The organism is Flavobacterium gyeonganense, assembly GCF_029625295.1.
Taxonomy (GTDB): domain Bacteria; phylum Bacteroidota; class Bacteroidia; order Flavobacteriales; family Flavobacteriaceae; genus Flavobacterium; species Flavobacterium gyeonganense.
Map to the genome: position 1 here is coordinate 3,996,383 of NZ_CP121112.1, position 15,962 is coordinate 4,012,344.

At 33.7% G+C, this 15,962-nt stretch carries 15 protein-coding genes; 10 read left to right on the plus strand and 5 right to left on the minus strand.

What is annotated here, in order from left to right:
- From P5P89_RS17305 to P5P89_RS17315, 3 genes are read left to right on the plus strand one after another with little or no spacing between them, the layout of a single operon-like run.
- Positions 1–366: a response regulator gene (locus P5P89_RS17305; protein WP_278009438.1), complete on the plus strand. Its 366-nt coding sequence runs from the start codon at positions 1–3 to the stop codon at positions 364–366.
- Positions 367–372: 6 nt separating this feature from the next.
- A complete protein-coding gene (locus P5P89_RS17310) occupies positions 373–1,182 on the plus strand; it encodes a CheR family methyltransferase (RefSeq protein WP_278009439.1) in 810 nt (269 codons plus the stop codon).
- Positions 1,164–1,748 carry a chemotaxis protein CheB gene (locus P5P89_RS17315; protein ID WP_278009440.1) on the plus strand — a complete coding sequence of 195 codons (585 nt, stop codon included), beginning with the start codon at positions 1,164–1,166 and terminating at the stop codon, positions 1,746–1,748. The genes P5P89_RS17310 and P5P89_RS17315 overlap by 19 nt, the downstream gene beginning before the upstream one ends.
- Here the strand turns inward: P5P89_RS17315 and P5P89_RS17320 are convergent.
- Positions 1,745–2,488 (minus strand): Dph6-related ATP pyrophosphatase, encoded by a 744-nt coding sequence (locus P5P89_RS17320; RefSeq protein WP_278009441.1) that lies wholly within the window; start codon positions 2,486–2,488, stop codon positions 1,745–1,747. The genes P5P89_RS17315 and P5P89_RS17320 overlap by 4 nt on opposite strands.
- Positions 2,489–2,581: 93 nt before the next feature.
- On the opposite strand from P5P89_RS17320, the gene P5P89_RS17325 reads away from it, so the two are divergent.
- Positions 2,582–4,642, plus strand: coding sequence for a M1 family metallopeptidase (locus P5P89_RS17325; RefSeq protein WP_278009442.1), 2,061 nt, complete (start codon positions 2,582–2,584; stop codon positions 4,640–4,642).
- A gap of 112 nt (positions 4,643–4,754) precedes the next feature.
- A complete protein-coding gene (locus P5P89_RS17330) occupies positions 4,755–5,654 on the plus strand; it encodes a patatin-like phospholipase family protein (RefSeq protein ID WP_278009443.1) in 900 nt (299 codons plus the stop codon).
- A gap of 101 nt (positions 5,655–5,755) precedes the next feature.
- On the opposite strand, the gene P5P89_RS17335 is transcribed toward P5P89_RS17330, so the two are convergent.
- Positions 5,756–6,277 carry a DUF7935 family protein gene (locus tag P5P89_RS17335; RefSeq protein ID WP_278009444.1) on the minus strand — a complete coding sequence of 174 codons (522 nt, stop codon included), beginning with the start codon at positions 6,275–6,277 and terminating at the stop codon, positions 5,756–5,758.
- A 123-nt stretch (positions 6,278–6,400) separates the two neighbouring features.
- Between P5P89_RS17335 and P5P89_RS17340 the strand changes: the two genes are divergently transcribed.
- From P5P89_RS17340 to P5P89_RS17360, 5 genes are all read left to right on the plus strand, one after another.
- Positions 6,401–7,168, plus strand: coding sequence for a sulfite exporter TauE/SafE family protein (locus P5P89_RS17340; RefSeq protein ID WP_278012036.1), 768 nt, complete (start codon positions 6,401–6,403; stop codon positions 7,166–7,168).
- 54 nt (positions 7,169–7,222) lie between these two features.
- Positions 7,223–9,358 carry an InlB B-repeat-containing protein gene (locus P5P89_RS17345; RefSeq protein ID WP_278009445.1) on the plus strand — a complete coding sequence of 712 codons (2,136 nt, stop codon included), beginning with the start codon at positions 7,223–7,225 and terminating at the stop codon, positions 9,356–9,358.
- A 118-nt stretch (positions 9,359–9,476) separates the two neighbouring features.
- Positions 9,477–11,813, plus strand: coding sequence for an ATP-dependent helicase (locus P5P89_RS17350; protein WP_278009446.1), 2,337 nt, complete (start codon positions 9,477–9,479; stop codon positions 11,811–11,813).
- 68 nt (positions 11,814–11,881) lie between these two features.
- A complete protein-coding gene (locus P5P89_RS17355; RefSeq protein WP_278009447.1) occupies positions 11,882–12,793 on the plus strand; it encodes a hypothetical protein in 912 nt (303 codons plus the stop codon).
- A 15-nt stretch (positions 12,794–12,808) separates the two neighbouring features.
- On the plus strand, positions 12,809–13,429 hold the full coding sequence (locus P5P89_RS17360; RefSeq protein WP_278009448.1) for an L-threonylcarbamoyladenylate synthase: 621 nt from the start codon (positions 12,809–12,811) through the stop codon (positions 13,427–13,429).
- A 157-nt stretch (positions 13,430–13,586) separates the two neighbouring features.
- Here P5P89_RS17360 and P5P89_RS17365 read toward each other — a convergent pair whose 3' ends face one another.
- From P5P89_RS17365 to P5P89_RS17375, 3 genes are read right to left on the minus strand one after another with little or no spacing between them, the layout of a single operon-like run.
- Entirely contained in the window at positions 13,587–14,420 is an 834-nt protein-coding gene (locus tag P5P89_RS17365) for an OmpA/MotB family protein (RefSeq protein ID WP_269235771.1), read from the minus strand.
- Between the two features lie 34 nt (positions 14,421–14,454).
- Positions 14,455–15,474: a glycosyltransferase family 2 protein gene (locus tag P5P89_RS17370; RefSeq protein ID WP_278009449.1), complete on the minus strand. Its 1,020-nt coding sequence runs from the start codon at positions 15,472–15,474 to the stop codon at positions 14,455–14,457.
- Between the two features lie 19 nt (positions 15,475–15,493).
- Positions 15,494–15,946, minus strand: coding sequence for a type I restriction enzyme HsdR N-terminal domain-containing protein (locus tag P5P89_RS17375; protein ID WP_278009450.1), 453 nt, complete (start codon positions 15,944–15,946; stop codon positions 15,494–15,496).
- Positions 15,947–15,962 lie beyond the last annotated feature (16 nt).

Consider the following 15,962-nt stretch of genomic DNA (forward strand, 5'->3'; position numbering starts at 1 on the left):
ATGGATAAAAAAAGGCTTTTGATTGTGGATGATGATTCCAGAAATATTTTTGCTTTAGAAAATACGCTCCGTGCCAAATCATTTGAGTGTTTATCATGCCTGAGTGCAGAGGAAGCTTTAAAAATATTAAATTCGGATGAAAATATAGATGCTGTTTTAATTGATATGATGATGCCTGAAATGGATGGTTATGAAGCTATTCCTTTGATAAAGAATATACCTTCGCACGAATCAACTTTTGTTGTAGCAGTTACCGCTCAGGCAATGAATGGAGATAAAGAAAAATGTTTAGAGGCTGGTGCAGATGATTATATTTCTAAACCAGTTGATGTGGATAAATTGCTTTTGATGTTAAGCAGAATTTAGAATTTTATGATAGAAGATATCGAATTAGAAACCTTTATAAATGAAGTGTATGAATATTATGGTTTTGATTTTGGTAGTTATTCAAGAGCTTCTTTAAAAAGACGCGTAAACAGAATATATCAATTGGATGGTTTTATTCATTTTGGTGAATTTTTATCTAAGGTCAGATACGATCCTGACTATTTCAAGCATGTTATTGATGAAATTACAGTAAATGTTACCGAAATGTTTCGGGACCCTGCATTTTATACTGTAATCCGTAATCAGGTTCTCCCTTTATTAGGTACAAAGCCTTTTATTCGTTTATGGCATGCAGGATGTTCTACGGGTGAAGAAGTGTATTCAATGGCCATTTTATTAAAGGAAGCAGGACTACTGCATAAATCCCTAATTTATGCTACAGATATAAATGCAAAGGTCCTTGATTCAGCCAAAAAAGGAATCTTTCCATTGAGAATGATGAAGGAGTATTCAGAGAATTACCGCGACTCAGGAGGAAAAGAAGATTTTTCGAGTTATTATACGGCCAATTATGGTATTGCAAAATTTAATGAAGAACTATCCCAAAAAATGGTTTTTTCACAGCATAATTTAGTTTCTGACACTTCATTTAATGAATTTGATGTAATTTTTTGTCGTAATGTCCTGATTTATTTTGATAATGATTTACAAAAAAGGGCAATTAGCTTATTTGATGATAGTCTGGCAGTTTTGGGGTTTTTAGCTTTGGGTACAAAAGAAACCATAAAGTATTCCATATCTCCAGGTAAGTACAAACAATTAGATAGGGAAAAAATATGGAGAAAAATCAAATAAATCCAGATTTTAAAGTTGTAATTATAGGAGGCTCAGCCGGAAGTTTAAATGCGCTAATGCAAATCTTACCTCAGTTGTCTGTTATAAAATCTTTTGCTATTGTAATTGTTGTGCATCGTAAAAGTACAGATGAGCAAACTTTTGAAGAACTGATTGAAATAAAATCACCTGTTAAAGTAAAAAAGGTTGAAGATAAAGTAGCATTAATACCCGGATTTATTTATATAGCTCCGTCAAATTATCATTTATTATTTGAAAAAAATCACACACTGTCACTTGATACTTCTGAAAAAGTAAATTACAGCAGACCAAGTATTGATGTGTCGTTTGAATCAGCTGCTGAGATATATAAAGAACAGCTGACAGGGATTTTATTGTCTGGTTCAAATTCTGACGGCACAGAAGGATTAAAAGCAATTAAAAATCAAGGAGGAACTATAATTGTCCAGAATCCGGATTCTGCTGACATGCCATTTATGCCCAATCACGCTATCCAGAATACAGTGCCAGATTATGTTTTAAATGTTCAGGAGATATTAAAGTTTATCCTTTCGATAGATAACTAACTTTTCTTTATTAAATCAATGTACCAAAATCCATAATCAAAGGCATCTGTTGCACTGGTGTCGCACACGGTATTACTGGATTCTGTCTTTGGGTTTTCATATTTGCGATATACCATTTCACCAATTTCGAAATTGATAGTTTCTGAGAAAATAGGGCCTTCAAAAGTAAAAGTATGAAATTCACCATTTTCGCCACAAACATCAACATCTTCAGGTAAATCATTTATAAAATCCTGGTCTATGATTCGACCAACAAAACTTTTGTCCAGATAACGTTCATTAACACAAACCACAATTGTTTTAAAACCTAAACGGATAAATTCCTGAATCAAATCAGAAGTCGGGATTTTCCAGATTGGGAAAACGCCTTCAAAGCCCATTTCAGCTAATTTGTCTTCACGGTATTTTCGTAAATCTTCCAGAAAAATATCCCCAAAAACAGAATGTGTAATACCCTCTTTTTTTAATCCGGATAAAGTTTCAGTCATGACATTTTCATATACTTCCATCGTTGGCATTTCCGGAATCTGCATTATTTTCAAAGGCAAACCAAGACTTTTAGCCTGTGCTTGGAGTAATTCTGTGCGGACACCATGCATTGAAATTCGTTGATATTGCTGATTGACACTAGTTAACAAATATTCAATTTTATAATCAGGGTTCTGAAGAATTTTATATAAAGTGAGAGCAGAATCTTTCCCGCTGCTCCAGTTGAATAAGGCTTTTTTAGGTGTTGACACGTTCAGGTAATTTTTCTATTGTAAACATACAAATTTCATTCGATTTGTTGATGAAACCTTTGTAACTTTGGATTTTGCCTTCAATTTTATTCAATGAAATACATTCTATTATTTTTCACCACCTTTGGTTTTGCACAACAAATCCAATTTGTGGATTTTAAATCGGTTTCAGCACAATTAAAACTAAATGCAAATGAAAGATCGGTTTCAGGTTTTGTTAACTATCATTTTGAAGTTTTAAAACCAATAGATACTATAAAGATTGATGCTAAAAATATGGAATTTTCCAAAGTAGCAATCAATCATAAAGAAGCGGTTTTTATTAATACAGGCAAGCAGTTACAAATCGTTGATCATTTTAAGGAAGGCGAAAATCAATTGACTTTTGAATATACTGTAAAACCTAAACAAGCCTTGTATTTTGTAGATATTGAAAATGCCGAGGTACAAATCTGGACACAGGGGCAGGGAAGGTACACAAGTAACTGGTTTCCGAGTTTTGATGATGTGAATGAAAAAATGATTTTTAACCTCAGAATTACCTACGATAAAAACTATCAGGTTATCTCTAACGGGATTTTAAAAGAAAAGGAAGAAGAAAACAATCAGTTTTATTGGCAATATCAAATGGAAAAGCCAATGAGTTCTTATTTATTAATGCTTGCCATTGGAAAATTTGATAAAAAAGAATTCAGATCAAAATCTAAAATTCCGCTTGAATATTATCTCGAACCTGAAGATGCAGATCGTTTTGAACCGACATACCGTTATTCGAAACGTATTTTTGACTTTTTAGAGAAAGAAATAGGAGTTAGATATCCTTGGAAAATCAACAGACAAATTCCGGTTCGTGACTTTTTGTATGCCGGAATGGAAAATACGACGACAACACTTTTTGCTACGCGCTATGTCGTAGATTCTATAGGTTTTGAAGACCGAAACTATACTAATGTTGATGCACATGAGCTGGCACATCATTGGTTTGGAGATTTAATTACCGCAGAAAGTAGTACACATCACTGGCTTCAGGAAGGTTTTGCAACCTATTATGCTTTATTGGCAGAGAAAGAAATTTACGGAGAAGATTATTTTTATTCCAAATTATACGATACTGCGCAACAGCTCAAATTTGCTTCCAGAACCGATTCAATTCCTGTTTTGAATCCCAAAGCCAGTTCACTGACTTTTTACGAAAAAGGAGCCTGGGCATTATTTATTCTGCATGAATCTATTGGTGATAAAGCATTTAAAAAGGCTATAAAAAGCTATTTAAAGAAGTATGCTTATCAAACTGTCAACACGCAGGATTTCTTCAACGAAATTAAAAAAGTATCTGATTTTGATCTGGACAAATTTCAGAAAACATGGTTGGAAATTACTGCTTTTGATACTCCCACAGCGAATGCTTTATTAAGTAAAAACAAAGCAATTCAGGAAAGACTGGAAGTAGACAAACTAAAAAAAACACCTTTGGCTGAAAAGCAGGATTACTTTTTAAAAGTTTTAAATTCAGATGCCTATCAGGCTGTAAAAGTATCTGTTGTTGATCAGGTTGGAACGGAAAAATATGAAGCTAAAAAAGCACTTTTGAGAGCTGCTTTGCAAACGAACAATATAAAAGTCCGTCAGGCTGTTGCTGAGAATTTACCGAAAATCCCGGAAGATTTTAGGTTAGAATATGAAACTTTGTTAGAAGATAAATCGTATCAGACGCAGGAAATAGCGCTTTATTTTTTGTGGAAGAATTTTCCTGAACTAAGAGCAGCATATCTTGATAAAACAAAAACATGGATTGGGTTCAACGATTACAATCTTCGTACTTTATGGCTTTCATTGGCGTTGTCCACAGAAAATTACAGCAATGATCCTGAGGTTTTGATTTCAGAATTGATTGCTTTTTCATCTGTAAAATATGAGGCAACAACCAGGCAAAATGCTTTAGAAAAATTAATTGCGTTTAAAATTATTAACGATCAGGTGCTGAGTAATTTAGTTGGGGCTACAACGCATCATATGTGGCAATTTTCGAAATTTGGAAGAGAAACTATTCGATTGTTATTAAAAAATTCTGAAATGCGTGCTTCGTTTGAAAGAATTTTGCCTAATTTGAACCCCGATGAACAATTTCAATTGAATCGTTTATTGAAAGAATAAAATAGTGATGAAGCATAGATATATAGAAGAAAAAAACAAGATGCAAGAATGCAAAAATCTTTATTCTTTATTCTATTTTCTTTGTTCTAAAAACAAAACCTACAATTAATTTATGAGAGCATTGGTTATTTCCGGTGGCGGCAGTAAAGGCGCATTTGCCGGGGGTGTTGCACAATATTTATTAGAAGTAAAAAAACATCAATACGATTTATTTCTTGGCACTTCAACCGGAAGTTTATTGATCCCGCATCTCGCACTCGGAAATATTGAGCAGATTCACTCGATTTACACCAATGTCAGCATGTCTAAAATATTTAATATTTGTCCATTTGTGGTTAAAGTTAAAGACGGAGTAGATATTGTAACCATTAATCACTTCAATGTAATCCGTCAGTTTTTTAAAGGGAAAAGAACGTTTGGGGAAAGTAAAGGATTAAGGAAATACATTAGAAGTAACTTCTCATTGTCTGATTTCAATCAGTTGAAAAAGCTTAAAAAGGATGTTGTCATTACGGTAACCAATTTTACAAAAAACGAAGCCGAATATAAATCGATAAAAGAATGTACTTATGAAGAGTTTTGTGACTGGTCGTGGATTTCGAGTAATTACGTTCCTTTTATGAGCCTTGTTGAAAAAAATAACTGTGAATATGGAGATGGCGGCTTCTCAAGTCTGGTTCCTATTCGCGAAGCAATCAATCGCGGAGCTACAGAAATAGATGTCATCATTCTGGAAACTGAAGTTAATATGGAGAAAACCGTGATTGGGAAAAATCCGTTTTCACTGATGATTGATTTGTTTAGAATAGCTTTGGATCAGGTTGAAAAACACGACATTGCTATAGGAAAACTAATAGCAAATAATAAAAATGTCAAACTTAATTTATATTACACGCCAACAAAGCTTACAAATAATGCCTTGATTTTTAATAAGGAAGTAATGAAAAACTGGTGGGAACAGGGATATGAATACGCTCAGAATAAATCTGAGATTATGAGTGATAATAAGTAGTCTTTTAGTCCCTAGTTATTAGCAGTTAGTCTTTAGTTTTTAAAAAAGAGACATTTAATGACTAAGGACTAAAAAACTAAGGACTAAGTACTAATAAAATATTACCACAACTCCGCAACTTCATTTTTAATAAATCCCAAAGCCGCATTGCTAGGTGATTGTTTTTCCAATAAATCATTTAAAATTACTTCACGCAATTTATCAGCATTGTCTACACGGTCACTCATGGCAGCTTTACGAATCATTTGTATGGTTGCATTTTTTGCAGTTGTAATGATGGTCCAGCACTCATCAGACATATAAATCTGCTGAGTTAGGTTATGCTCGAATTCCTGTTCAATCTGGTCAATGATGAAATTTTCATAATCGTGTTTTTGCTGAGAAATTGGTGCAACACGAATCAATAATTTAGTCAGGTTGATACGCTCCAAAAATAAAGTCATACGCTCGTAAGCCTGCAAGCGAATTGGTAAAGATTGTTTTTGGTATTCTCTGCTTAACAAAAAAGCACGTTTTTTATCGTTGTTCTTAATATGCAGTTCAAAAAAACTGTAAGCAACAAATCCGGTAACAGTGGCAGGTAAGGTATAACTCGCTAATTCTATAATTCGTGTAAAATCCATTTCAATAATTTTTAGCAAAAATATACTTTTTGAGGAGAAATCCGCTTTAAATTTTCAGCAATAAACAAAATGGAAGCCGTATTTTTGCAACTTGTTATTTTTAACATTGCAAACACAATTTTGATGGATTCTTATACAATATTTTTTCTCTGTGTGGCTGCCTTTGCAGCAGGTTTTATTGATGCAATAGTGGGAGGTGGCGGACTGATTCAAACCCCTATGGGATTGATTTTGTTACCTAATCTGCCTGTTTCTACAGTTATAGGAACATTGAAGATTCCAGCCTTTAGCGGAACTGCTTTTGCGGCTTTCCAATACCTTAAAAATGTTATCATTCAGTGGCGGTTATTGATAATAATGATGTGTCTTGCAGTTCCATCAGCTTTTTTGGGTTCAACTATTTTAACACTTGTAAGCAATGATTTCATGAAACCGCTTTTACTGGTGGTATTATCTTTGCTGTTTGTGTATACGTATGCTAAGAAAAACTTCGGGCAGCATGTGGCTAAAGATCATTCTGCAACGACTCAGATTATGTATGCAGTTGTTATCAGTATTATTATTGGCTTTTATGACGGGTTTATTGGTCCGGGAACCGGCAGTTTTTTTGTGGTTGCTTTTATCGCCTTATTAGGGTTTGACTTTTTGCATGCTTCTGCAAATGCTAAAATGGTAAATCTGGCGACCAACTTTGGTTCGATTTGTCTATTCATGATAAAAGGAAAAATTATCTGGGGCATTGCAATCCCCTTGGCTATCAGTAATGGAATTGGTGGCTGGCTTGGTGCAAAACTGGCCATCAACAAAGGAAATGGTTTTGTCAGGATTTTCTTTTTGATTGTAGTTGTGGGGACTTTGATTCGGTTTGCTTATGATGTTTTTTACAAATGATTTTTAGAAGAAGAAAAATAACACAATTAAGTATAAATCAAAAACAGTATTGAGATGAAAAATAAATTGGCAGTTCTATTTGGTGTTTTGTTGCTTTTTCCGCTTTGCATATTTTCTCAAATCTATGTTTCTCCGGCGGGAAAATTGGATAATGAGGGATCTATTGGAAGTCCGACAACACTGCAGAATGCCATTAATAAAATTGTTTCCGGTCAAACGATTTATATGCGTGGCGGGATTTATTCGATTGCTTCAACTATTTTTATTACCAGAGAAAATAGTGGATCTGAAGGAAACTTGAAGCGAATAGAGGCATATAATGGTGAAATCCCAATTCTTGATTTTTCGGAACAAAGGGAAAACAACGAAAATAAAGGAATTGTTCTGGATGGATTCTATTGGTATTTTAAAGGAATAATAATTAGAAAGGCTGGAGACAACGGCATGCTTCTTTCCGGAAATAACAATACAATTGACAATTGTATTTTTGAAAAAAACAGAGACAGCGGTCTTCAGATTAGCAGATATTTCGCTGCTTACACATCAATTGATCAATGGCCTTCCAATAATTTGGTCCTGAACTGCGAATCTTTTGATAATAAAGATTCATTAGCAGAAAATGCAGATGGATTTGCCGCAAAGTTAACGTGTGGGAAGGGGAATATTTTTCGTGGCTGCATTTCACATAATAATAGTGATGACGGATGGGATTTGTACACCAAGAAAAAAACCGGACCAATTGGAGCTGTACTATTCGAAAATTGTGTTGCCTACAATAATGGCACACTCACAAATGGCAGTACAACGTTGACTGGTGATAAAAATGGTTTTAAATTAGGAGGAGAAGGCATTCCAGTAAATCATATCCTCAGGCGTTGTATCGCTTTCGGGAACGGCCAGCATGGTTTTACGGACAACAATAATTTAGGAGCAATTGAGATGACTAATAATACTTCCTACAATAATAAAAGTAATGGTTTTGGTTTTCGTCCTGGTGGAAAACATCAATTCAGAAATAACATCTCTTACAAATCATTTAAGGATAAAAACTTTGGTAAAGATGTCGAAAATTCAAATGTTTGGTGGATTAAAGGAAGTACCAATGGCAGAAACCCTGCGCTTGTAATCAGTGATGATGATTTTGTTTCTTTGACTGTTCCTGCTGTTTTAAAAAATGAAGATGGAAGCCCGAACCTGGGTGATTTTCTGGCATTAAAGACGACAAGCGATTTTATTGATGCAGGAGTACAGGCAACCGGAATAGAGTTTAGCGGAACTGCGCCAGATCTTGGAGCAAGGGAGTCAGGATCTCAGCAAACAACAGATTTTGTATTAAAAGTCACAGGAAAACCAATTGCCGGAGGAACAGTGACTGTTAGTCCCGTTAAAAAAAGTTATGATGCAGGGGAGGTTGTAACCCTGACCGCAATGCCATCTTCTGGTTATACATTTAAATCATGGAGCGATGGTTCAACTACAGCCACAACGACTTTTAAAATGGATACCAATAAAACGATTACAGCTAATTTTAAAAGTATAATACCTGCCACTTACGTTTTGACAACTGCAGTTAATCCGGCTGAAGGCGGAACAATTACAGTAAATCCCAATAAAGCTACTTACACAGAAGGAGAAACAGTAATGCTTACTGCTATTCCTTCAGCGGGTAATGAATTAAAATCATGGAATTCAGGAGAAACGACTGAGTCGATAACAGTCTCAATTACTGCTGAAATGGGCATTACGGCAACTTTCGGGAAAAAACTCACAGGAACCCATGCTTTAAGGATTGAAGAAGCTTCACCTGGATTTTGTAAATATGATGGCGTAATCGCAATTAATTCAAGTGCTGATAACAGAAAAGTAACCAACATTACGGATGCTTCCGGCAGTGGAATAAATTACACGGTTAAAGTTCCGGATTCAGGGCTTTACTCGGTTGTATTTAGATATGTGCACAGAGGTAAAACAACAAATGCAAAAGTGAAGATAAATGGAACGAATGCAATTGATTTAGTTTTTCCAATAACATCCAGCACAACTAAATTTGCTACTACTGAGCCACTTACTATTAAATTGATTAAAGGTGTAAATACAATTCGTTTAGAGACTATTGATGCATTGCCATTTGCAAATATAGACTGGATGGAAATTACAGGAGAAGCACCAATGGCCGAATCTTGTTTTTAAAATACAATTTAATTATTGTGAAGTGATTTTATTTTTTTCTTTTAGTCAAGTTTGATTTTTATAGAATTTAAATCCTAACAGTTTAATTCTTATTTTTGCATAAAAGGAGAACAATTTCATGCAGAATTATATTGACCAGCTCAACGAAGCACAACGACAGCCTGTTTTACAAAAAGACGGGCCAATGATTATTATAGCAGGTGCCGGTTCGGGAAAAACGCGTGTTTTAACAATTAGGATTGCTTATTTAATGCATCAGGGAGTTGATGCTTTTAATATATTATCGCTTACATTTACGAATAAAGCTGCCCGCGAAATGAAGCACAGGATTTCTTCAATAGTAGGTGCAAGTGAAGCAAAAAATCTGTGGATGGGGACTTTTCACTCTATTTTTGCGCGCATTCTTCGTTCAGAATCAGAACATTTGGGATATCCGTCCAATTTTACCATTTATGACTCTCAGGATTCGGCCAGACTGATTTCTTCTATTATAAAAGAAATGCAGCTGGATCGTGATATTTATAAGCCGAAACAAGTTTTAGGACGAATTTCGACATATAAAAATAGTTTGATTACCGTAAAAGCCTATTTCAACAATCCTGAATTGATGGAAGCGGATGCGATGTCAAAAAAACCTCGTTTGGGCGAAATTTATCAGCAATATGTAGAGCGCTGTTTTAAAGCAGGAGCAATGGATTTTGATGATTTATTGTTGAAGACCAATGAATTACTGACTCGTTTTCCTGAAGTTTTGGCGAAATATCAAAACCGTTTCCGATATATTCTGGTTGATGAGTACCAGGATACGAACCACTCTCAATATTTAATTGTTCGGGCTCTGTCAGATAAGTTTCAGAATATTTGTGTAGTTGGTGATGATGCGCAGAGTATTTATGCTTTCCGTGGGGCAAACATCAATAATATCCTGAATTTCCAAAAGGATTATGAAGGGGTTAAAATGTTTCGCTTGGAGCAAAATTACCGTTCGACACGAAATATTGTTGAAGCAGCAAATACTGTAATGGAACATAATAAAACCAAACTGGACAAGGTTGTCTGGACAGCAAATGAGTTTGGTCCAAAAATAAAAGTCCACAGAAGTTTGACAGATGCTGAAGAAGGCCGATTTGTTGCCAGTACGATTTTCGAACAAAAAATGCAGAATCAGTTGCATAATGGCGCTTTTGCAATTTTATACCGTACCAATGCACAATCACGTGCCATGGAGGATGCTTTAAGAAAAAGGGATATACCGTATCGAATTTACGGAGGGCTTTCATTTTACCAGCGTAAAGAAATTAAAGATGTTTTATGCTATCTCCGTCTGGTAATTAATCCGAAAGATGAAGAAGCACTGATACGTGTTATCAATTATCCGGCACGCGGAATTGGAGATACAACTGTTGAAAAGCTTACTATCGCTGCTAACCATTACAAGCGTTCGATTTGGGAAGTAATGGTGAATATTGATAAAATCGATTTAAAACTGAATGCAGGTACCAAAAATAAACTGAATGATTTTGTGACCATGATTCAGAGTTTTCAGGTTATTAACGAAAATCAGGATGCTTTTTATATTACAGACCATGTTGCCAAAAAAACAGGTTTGGTTCAGGAACTGAAAAAAGATGCTACACCGGAAGGGATGGCGAAAATTCAGAATATTGAAGAGCTTTTAAATGGTATTAAAGATTTTACAGAAGGGCAAAAAGAAATTGACGGTGCAAGAGGTGCTTTATCTGAATTCATGGAAGATGTTGCTTTGGCTACCGATTTGGATAAGGATACATCAGATGAAGACCGTGTTGCCTTAATGACAATTCACCTGGCAAAAGGATTGGAATTTCCGCATGTTTTTGTGGTGGGAATGGAAGAAGATTTGTTTCCGAGTGCCATGAGTATGAGTACAAGAAGTGAATTAGAAGAAGAGCGCCGTTTATTTTATGTAGCGTTAACCCGTGCAGAACATCAGGCATATTTAACGTACGCACAATCCCGTTATCGATGGGGAAAATTAACAGATAGCGAGCCGTCACGTTTTATTGAAGAAATTGACGGGCAATATTTGGAATTTTTAACACCGTCCGAAAGCAATTACCGCTATAAACCAACGATTGATAGCGATATTTTTGGAGATGTTGATAAATCTAAACTAAGACTTTCAAAACCAATAGGAGGAACTCCTCCTAAACCTGTTACAGATAACAGCCCAAAACCGGATTTAAATGTCAGAAAGTTAAAACCTGTTGCAGGAAATAATCCAAATGCTGCTGCAGCAAACTTATTCGATAACAAACTGACCATAGGAAATGTAGTGATGCATGAACGTTTTGGAAAAGGCCAGGTTATAAATTTAGAAGGCGTAGGAGCTGATAAAAAAGCCGAAATAAAATTTGAGGTTGGCGGAATTAAGAAATTACTTTTAAGGTTTGCTAAACTTGATGTTATTATATAATTAAGATTTTTAAGACTTTTACTTGTTAAATTCATTATATTCACATAATAATTTTAAAGACAAGAGAAATGGATGCTATAACTACTAATAAAGTAAATAATAATTTACCTGAAGATTTTTATAAATCTACGAATTTTTACACTTTGGCAGGAACTGCTGGCGCAGTTTGGTTGTTGTGCATAGTTATTGGCTCATTAGATATTCACAATAATTTGGAACCATTGTATTATCGAATTATAGCATTAGTTTTTAGCATGCTAATTTCAATAATTATGACTTTAAAAAAAACAAGTATTAAAACAGAATACTGGTTATTTGCCTTTTTTAACGGCCTTCTTATTTTTGTAAATGCTTCTGGTATAAATGCAATTACTTCAAATAGCAAATTTGGTTATTCAAATGAAAATAATCGAACTGCTGCAGGAATAAATAATAGTAGTTTGAATTTGGCATCAATATTTCCTTTTGAATTAAAAAATAGAAATTGGTGGGAGAATAATGATTTATTTTTAGAGAATAAAAAATTAAAAAAAGAAAACGAAAGTTTACTCAGATCTAAAATGGAGATTGTAAATAAACAAAAGGTGTTGCTTCTAAGGTTTAAAGATAGTATTAGTAATCTAAGTACAGAAAAGACTGATACTATTAATGCAAATAATGTACTAAAGAATACTAAAGATCTTCTGGATTCTAATAAATTATTACTCGACAGATTAAAAAATCTTCAGATACAAAATAAGATAAAAGAAGATAAACTTTTAGAATTAAACAGATTAATTGAAAAGAATAAAGAAAGTGGAAATTTAACTCCAAATAATCAGGAATTAATAAATGAACTTAAGAAAAAAATATCAGAAAAGGATAAATATATAAAGGAATTAAAAAATACTATAGAAGTAAATAAAAAATATAATATTACTGATTTAGAGATTTGTAAACAAAAATTAATAGAGTGTCGCGAAAATAAAAACGAGCGTTAGTCTTAACCCATATTTATGGCCGAATTTATAAAAATATACCCCGACAAACCTAGTGAAGCTGCAATTGCAAAAGTAGTGAAAGTACTTCAGAATGGTGGTTTAGTTATTTACCCAACAGATACTGTTTACGGTCTGGGTTGCGATATAACTAATTCAAGGGCTTTAGAAAAAATTGCAAAAATTAAAGGAGTTAAATTAGAAAAAGCGAATTTCTCTTTTATCTGTCACGACCTGAGTAATTTATCAGATTATGTGAGACAGATTAATACTTCTACTTTTAAAATACTAAAAAGAGCATTGCCAGGTCCTTATACGTTTATTTTACCGGGTAATAATAATTTGCCTAAAGAATTTAAAAAGAAAACAACTGTAGGGATACGTGTTCCTGATAACAATATTATTCTCGAAATTGTAAGGCAATTAGGCAATCCTGTTGTTTCAACATCAATACGGGATGAAGATGATGTGATTGAATACACTACTGATCCTGAATTGATTTTTGAGAAATGGCAAAATCTTGTTGATATGGTTATTGATGGAGGGTATGGCGATAATGTTGGCTCTACCATCATAGATCTCTCTGAACATGATCCGGTAATTGTAAGGGAAGGAAAAGGAGATATTGATATTTTGTAAAAAAAATACTTAAACGGAATAACTATTGGAAAATTTTAAGTAACTTTAGAATAGTTAAATTTAGTTAGTTAAAAGATAGTAATATGTTTTATTGGTGAGCATAAAAAAAGCAGGTCAATTGAGACCTGCTTTTTTGTAAATAATATAAAGTGAATTATTACTGCTGTTGTTTTTTCATTTCTTTTTCAATCATATCATAGAACTGATCGATTTTCGGCATAACAACAATACGGGTTCTTCTGTTTTTACCTTTGTTTTCAGCAGTATCATTTGGTACCAAAGGAATATAAGAGCTTCTACCTGCTGCAATTAATTTAGCCGGATTTACTCCTAAATCGTTTGTCAATACTCTAACAATAGAAGTAGAACGTTTCACACTTAAATCCCAGTTGTCTAACAAAATTCCGTTGCTTTTATAAGGAACGTTATCCGTATGACCTTCAACCATACACTCAAAATCAGGTTTGTCGTTTACTACTTTTGCTACTTTTGCTAAAACTGATTTTGCTTTATCAGTTACATCATAGCTTCCACTTTTAAATAATAATTTGTCAGCGATAGAAATAAATACAACTCCTTTTTCAACGTTGATTTCGATATCTGGGTCGTTGATTCCCACAGCGCCTTTTAAACTTGTAACTAATGCCAGAGTTACACTGTCTTTTTTAGTAAGAGCATCCTGAAGCCTTGATATTTTAAGATCTTTTTCTTTTAAGCTTTCTAATGATTTCTCAAGATTTTCTGCTCCTTTAGTAGTTAAAACTGTTAGATCTTTAGAACTATTGATTAAATCCTGATTGTGCTCTTTATAGCTTGCAGCTGTTGCAGCCAGACCAGCTTTTTCTTCGAGACAGGCATTAAGTTTAACCGTGCATGAATTTAGTAAGTCTTGGGTTTCTTTGTTTTTAGCTTCTAATTCAGCATATTTCTTCTTAGAAACACACGATGTTAGAGCCATAAGGACAGTTAAAGCAATTGCTATTTTTCTCATAATGTTAAATTTAATTAGACGTTGATTTACAAATTTAATTCTTAATATTTTGATTACTGTTAAAGATTTCTTTAAAAAAAGTCAATTTCTTTATATAATATATGAAAACGATACTTTTTACAGTGTAGTATTTCTCTATTTGAAAATCTTTTCTCTTTTTTAGATAAGATGCTGACATGTAATAGAATGAAAAATGCGCATGTAAGACTGCTAGCGTATGTTTAAATTTTCCTTGTGTTAAAAATCGGATTCCGGCAATGCCATCTAAGATCATTCTGAATAAAATAATAAAAAACAATTTCCTTTTAGGAAGATTTTTTACCAGCATCAAAAGTGAATTTCTAAAATTCAAATACGTTTTTTTTGGATTACCCTGTTGTAAAGTTGCTCCACCAATATGATAAACAACAGATTTAGGATTATATTTAATGATATGGCCTTCATTTAAAGCACGCCAGCATAGGTCAATTTCTTCCTGATGTGCAAAAAACGATTCATCAAATCCTTCCAGTTCATCGTAAACCTCTTTTCTGATAAAGAAACAAGCCCCCGAAGCCCAGAATATTTCGCAATTGTCATCATACTGTCCATTATCTTTTTCTATAGTATCAAAAATACGCCCTCTGCAAAATGGATATCCATATTTATCAACAAAACCACCTGCAGCCCCTGCATATTCAAAATATTCTTTATTCTTAAAATCAAGGATTTTAGGTTGTATAATAGCAGTTTGTTTTTCTGCTTCGAAAGTTTCAATTATGGGTTTAAGCCAGTTTTCTGTTACTTCAATATCCGAATTGACTAAAGCATAAATTTCAGCATTAACTTCTTTTAAAGCATCATTGTACCCTCTGGCAAAGCCATGGTTACCAGTATTTTTAATGATTTTTACGGTTGGAAAATGCTGCTGAACAAATTTTAGGGAATCATCGGTTGAGGCATTGTCTGCTACATATATAGCAGCATCGGAAGAAAATTGAATTACTGATGGCAAAAATTGCTCTAATAATTTTATTCCATTCCAATTTAAAATGACAACAGCAATTTTATCCAAAAGTAATATTTTTAATAATTTAATAAATTTCTTTGTAATCGGGAAGGGATTTTAAAAACTCATATTTTTCATTTTCAAAATCCATCTGACAATAATAATGATGCAGACCATTTGTGACTTTCAAAAACCGTGCCTGCATTGTCATATTATAACGCGCAATCTGATCAAAAGTTGCTTGCGATATTTTTACTTCGGGTGCTTTACATTCTACTAATATGTGTATTGAACCATCCGGATTAAAAACTACAACATCATAGCGTTTTCGTAAACCATTGATCATCAAAACTTTCTCTACGTTTATGAGCGATCTGGGGTATTTTTTTTCATTTATTAAATAATGAACAACATGCTGACGAACCCATTCTTCGGGGGTAAGAATTATGAATTTTTTTCTGATTTCATCAAAAATGGACACTTTATTTTCGTTATTTTTGAATCGAAAATTATAGATTGGAAAATTTAATCGCTGCATAAAGCAAAAATATAAA

Coding starts and splice junctions, on each gene's coding strand:
- P5P89_RS17305 (WP_278009438.1), top strand. CDS start 1: ATGGATAAAAAAAGGCTTTTGATTGTGGATGATGATTCCAGAAATATT.
- P5P89_RS17310 (WP_278009439.1), top strand. CDS start 373: ATGATAGAAGATATCGAATTAGAAACCTTTATAAATGAAGTGTATGAA.
- P5P89_RS17315 (WP_278009440.1), top strand. CDS start 1,164: ATGGAGAAAAATCAAATAAATCCAGATTTTAAAGTTGTAATTATAGGA.
- P5P89_RS17325 (WP_278009442.1), top strand. CDS start 2,582: ATGAAATACATTCTATTATTTTTCACCACCTTTGGTTTTGCACAACAA.
- P5P89_RS17330 (WP_278009443.1), top strand. CDS start 4,755: ATGAGAGCATTGGTTATTTCCGGTGGCGGCAGTAAAGGCGCATTTGCC.
- P5P89_RS17335 (WP_278009444.1), bottom strand. CDS start 6,277: ATGGATTTTACACGAATTATAGAATTAGCGAGTTATACCTTACCTGCC.
- P5P89_RS17340 (WP_278012036.1), top strand. CDS start 6,401: ATGGATTCTTATACAATATTTTTTCTCTGTGTGGCTGCCTTTGCAGCA.
- P5P89_RS17345 (WP_278009445.1), top strand. CDS start 7,223: ATGAAAAATAAATTGGCAGTTCTATTTGGTGTTTTGTTGCTTTTTCCG.
- P5P89_RS17350 (WP_278009446.1), top strand. CDS start 9,477: ATGCAGAATTATATTGACCAGCTCAACGAAGCACAACGACAGCCTGTT.
- P5P89_RS17355 (WP_278009447.1), top strand. CDS start 11,882: ATGGATGCTATAACTACTAATAAAGTAAATAATAATTTACCTGAAGAT.
- P5P89_RS17360 (WP_278009448.1), top strand. CDS start 12,809: ATGGCCGAATTTATAAAAATATACCCCGACAAACCTAGTGAAGCTGCA.
- P5P89_RS17365 (WP_269235771.1), bottom strand. CDS start 14,420: ATGAGAAAAATAGCAATTGCTTTAACTGTCCTTATGGCTCTAACATCG.
- P5P89_RS17375 (WP_278009450.1), bottom strand. CDS start 15,946: ATGCAGCGATTAAATTTTCCAATCTATAATTTTCGATTCAAAAATAAC.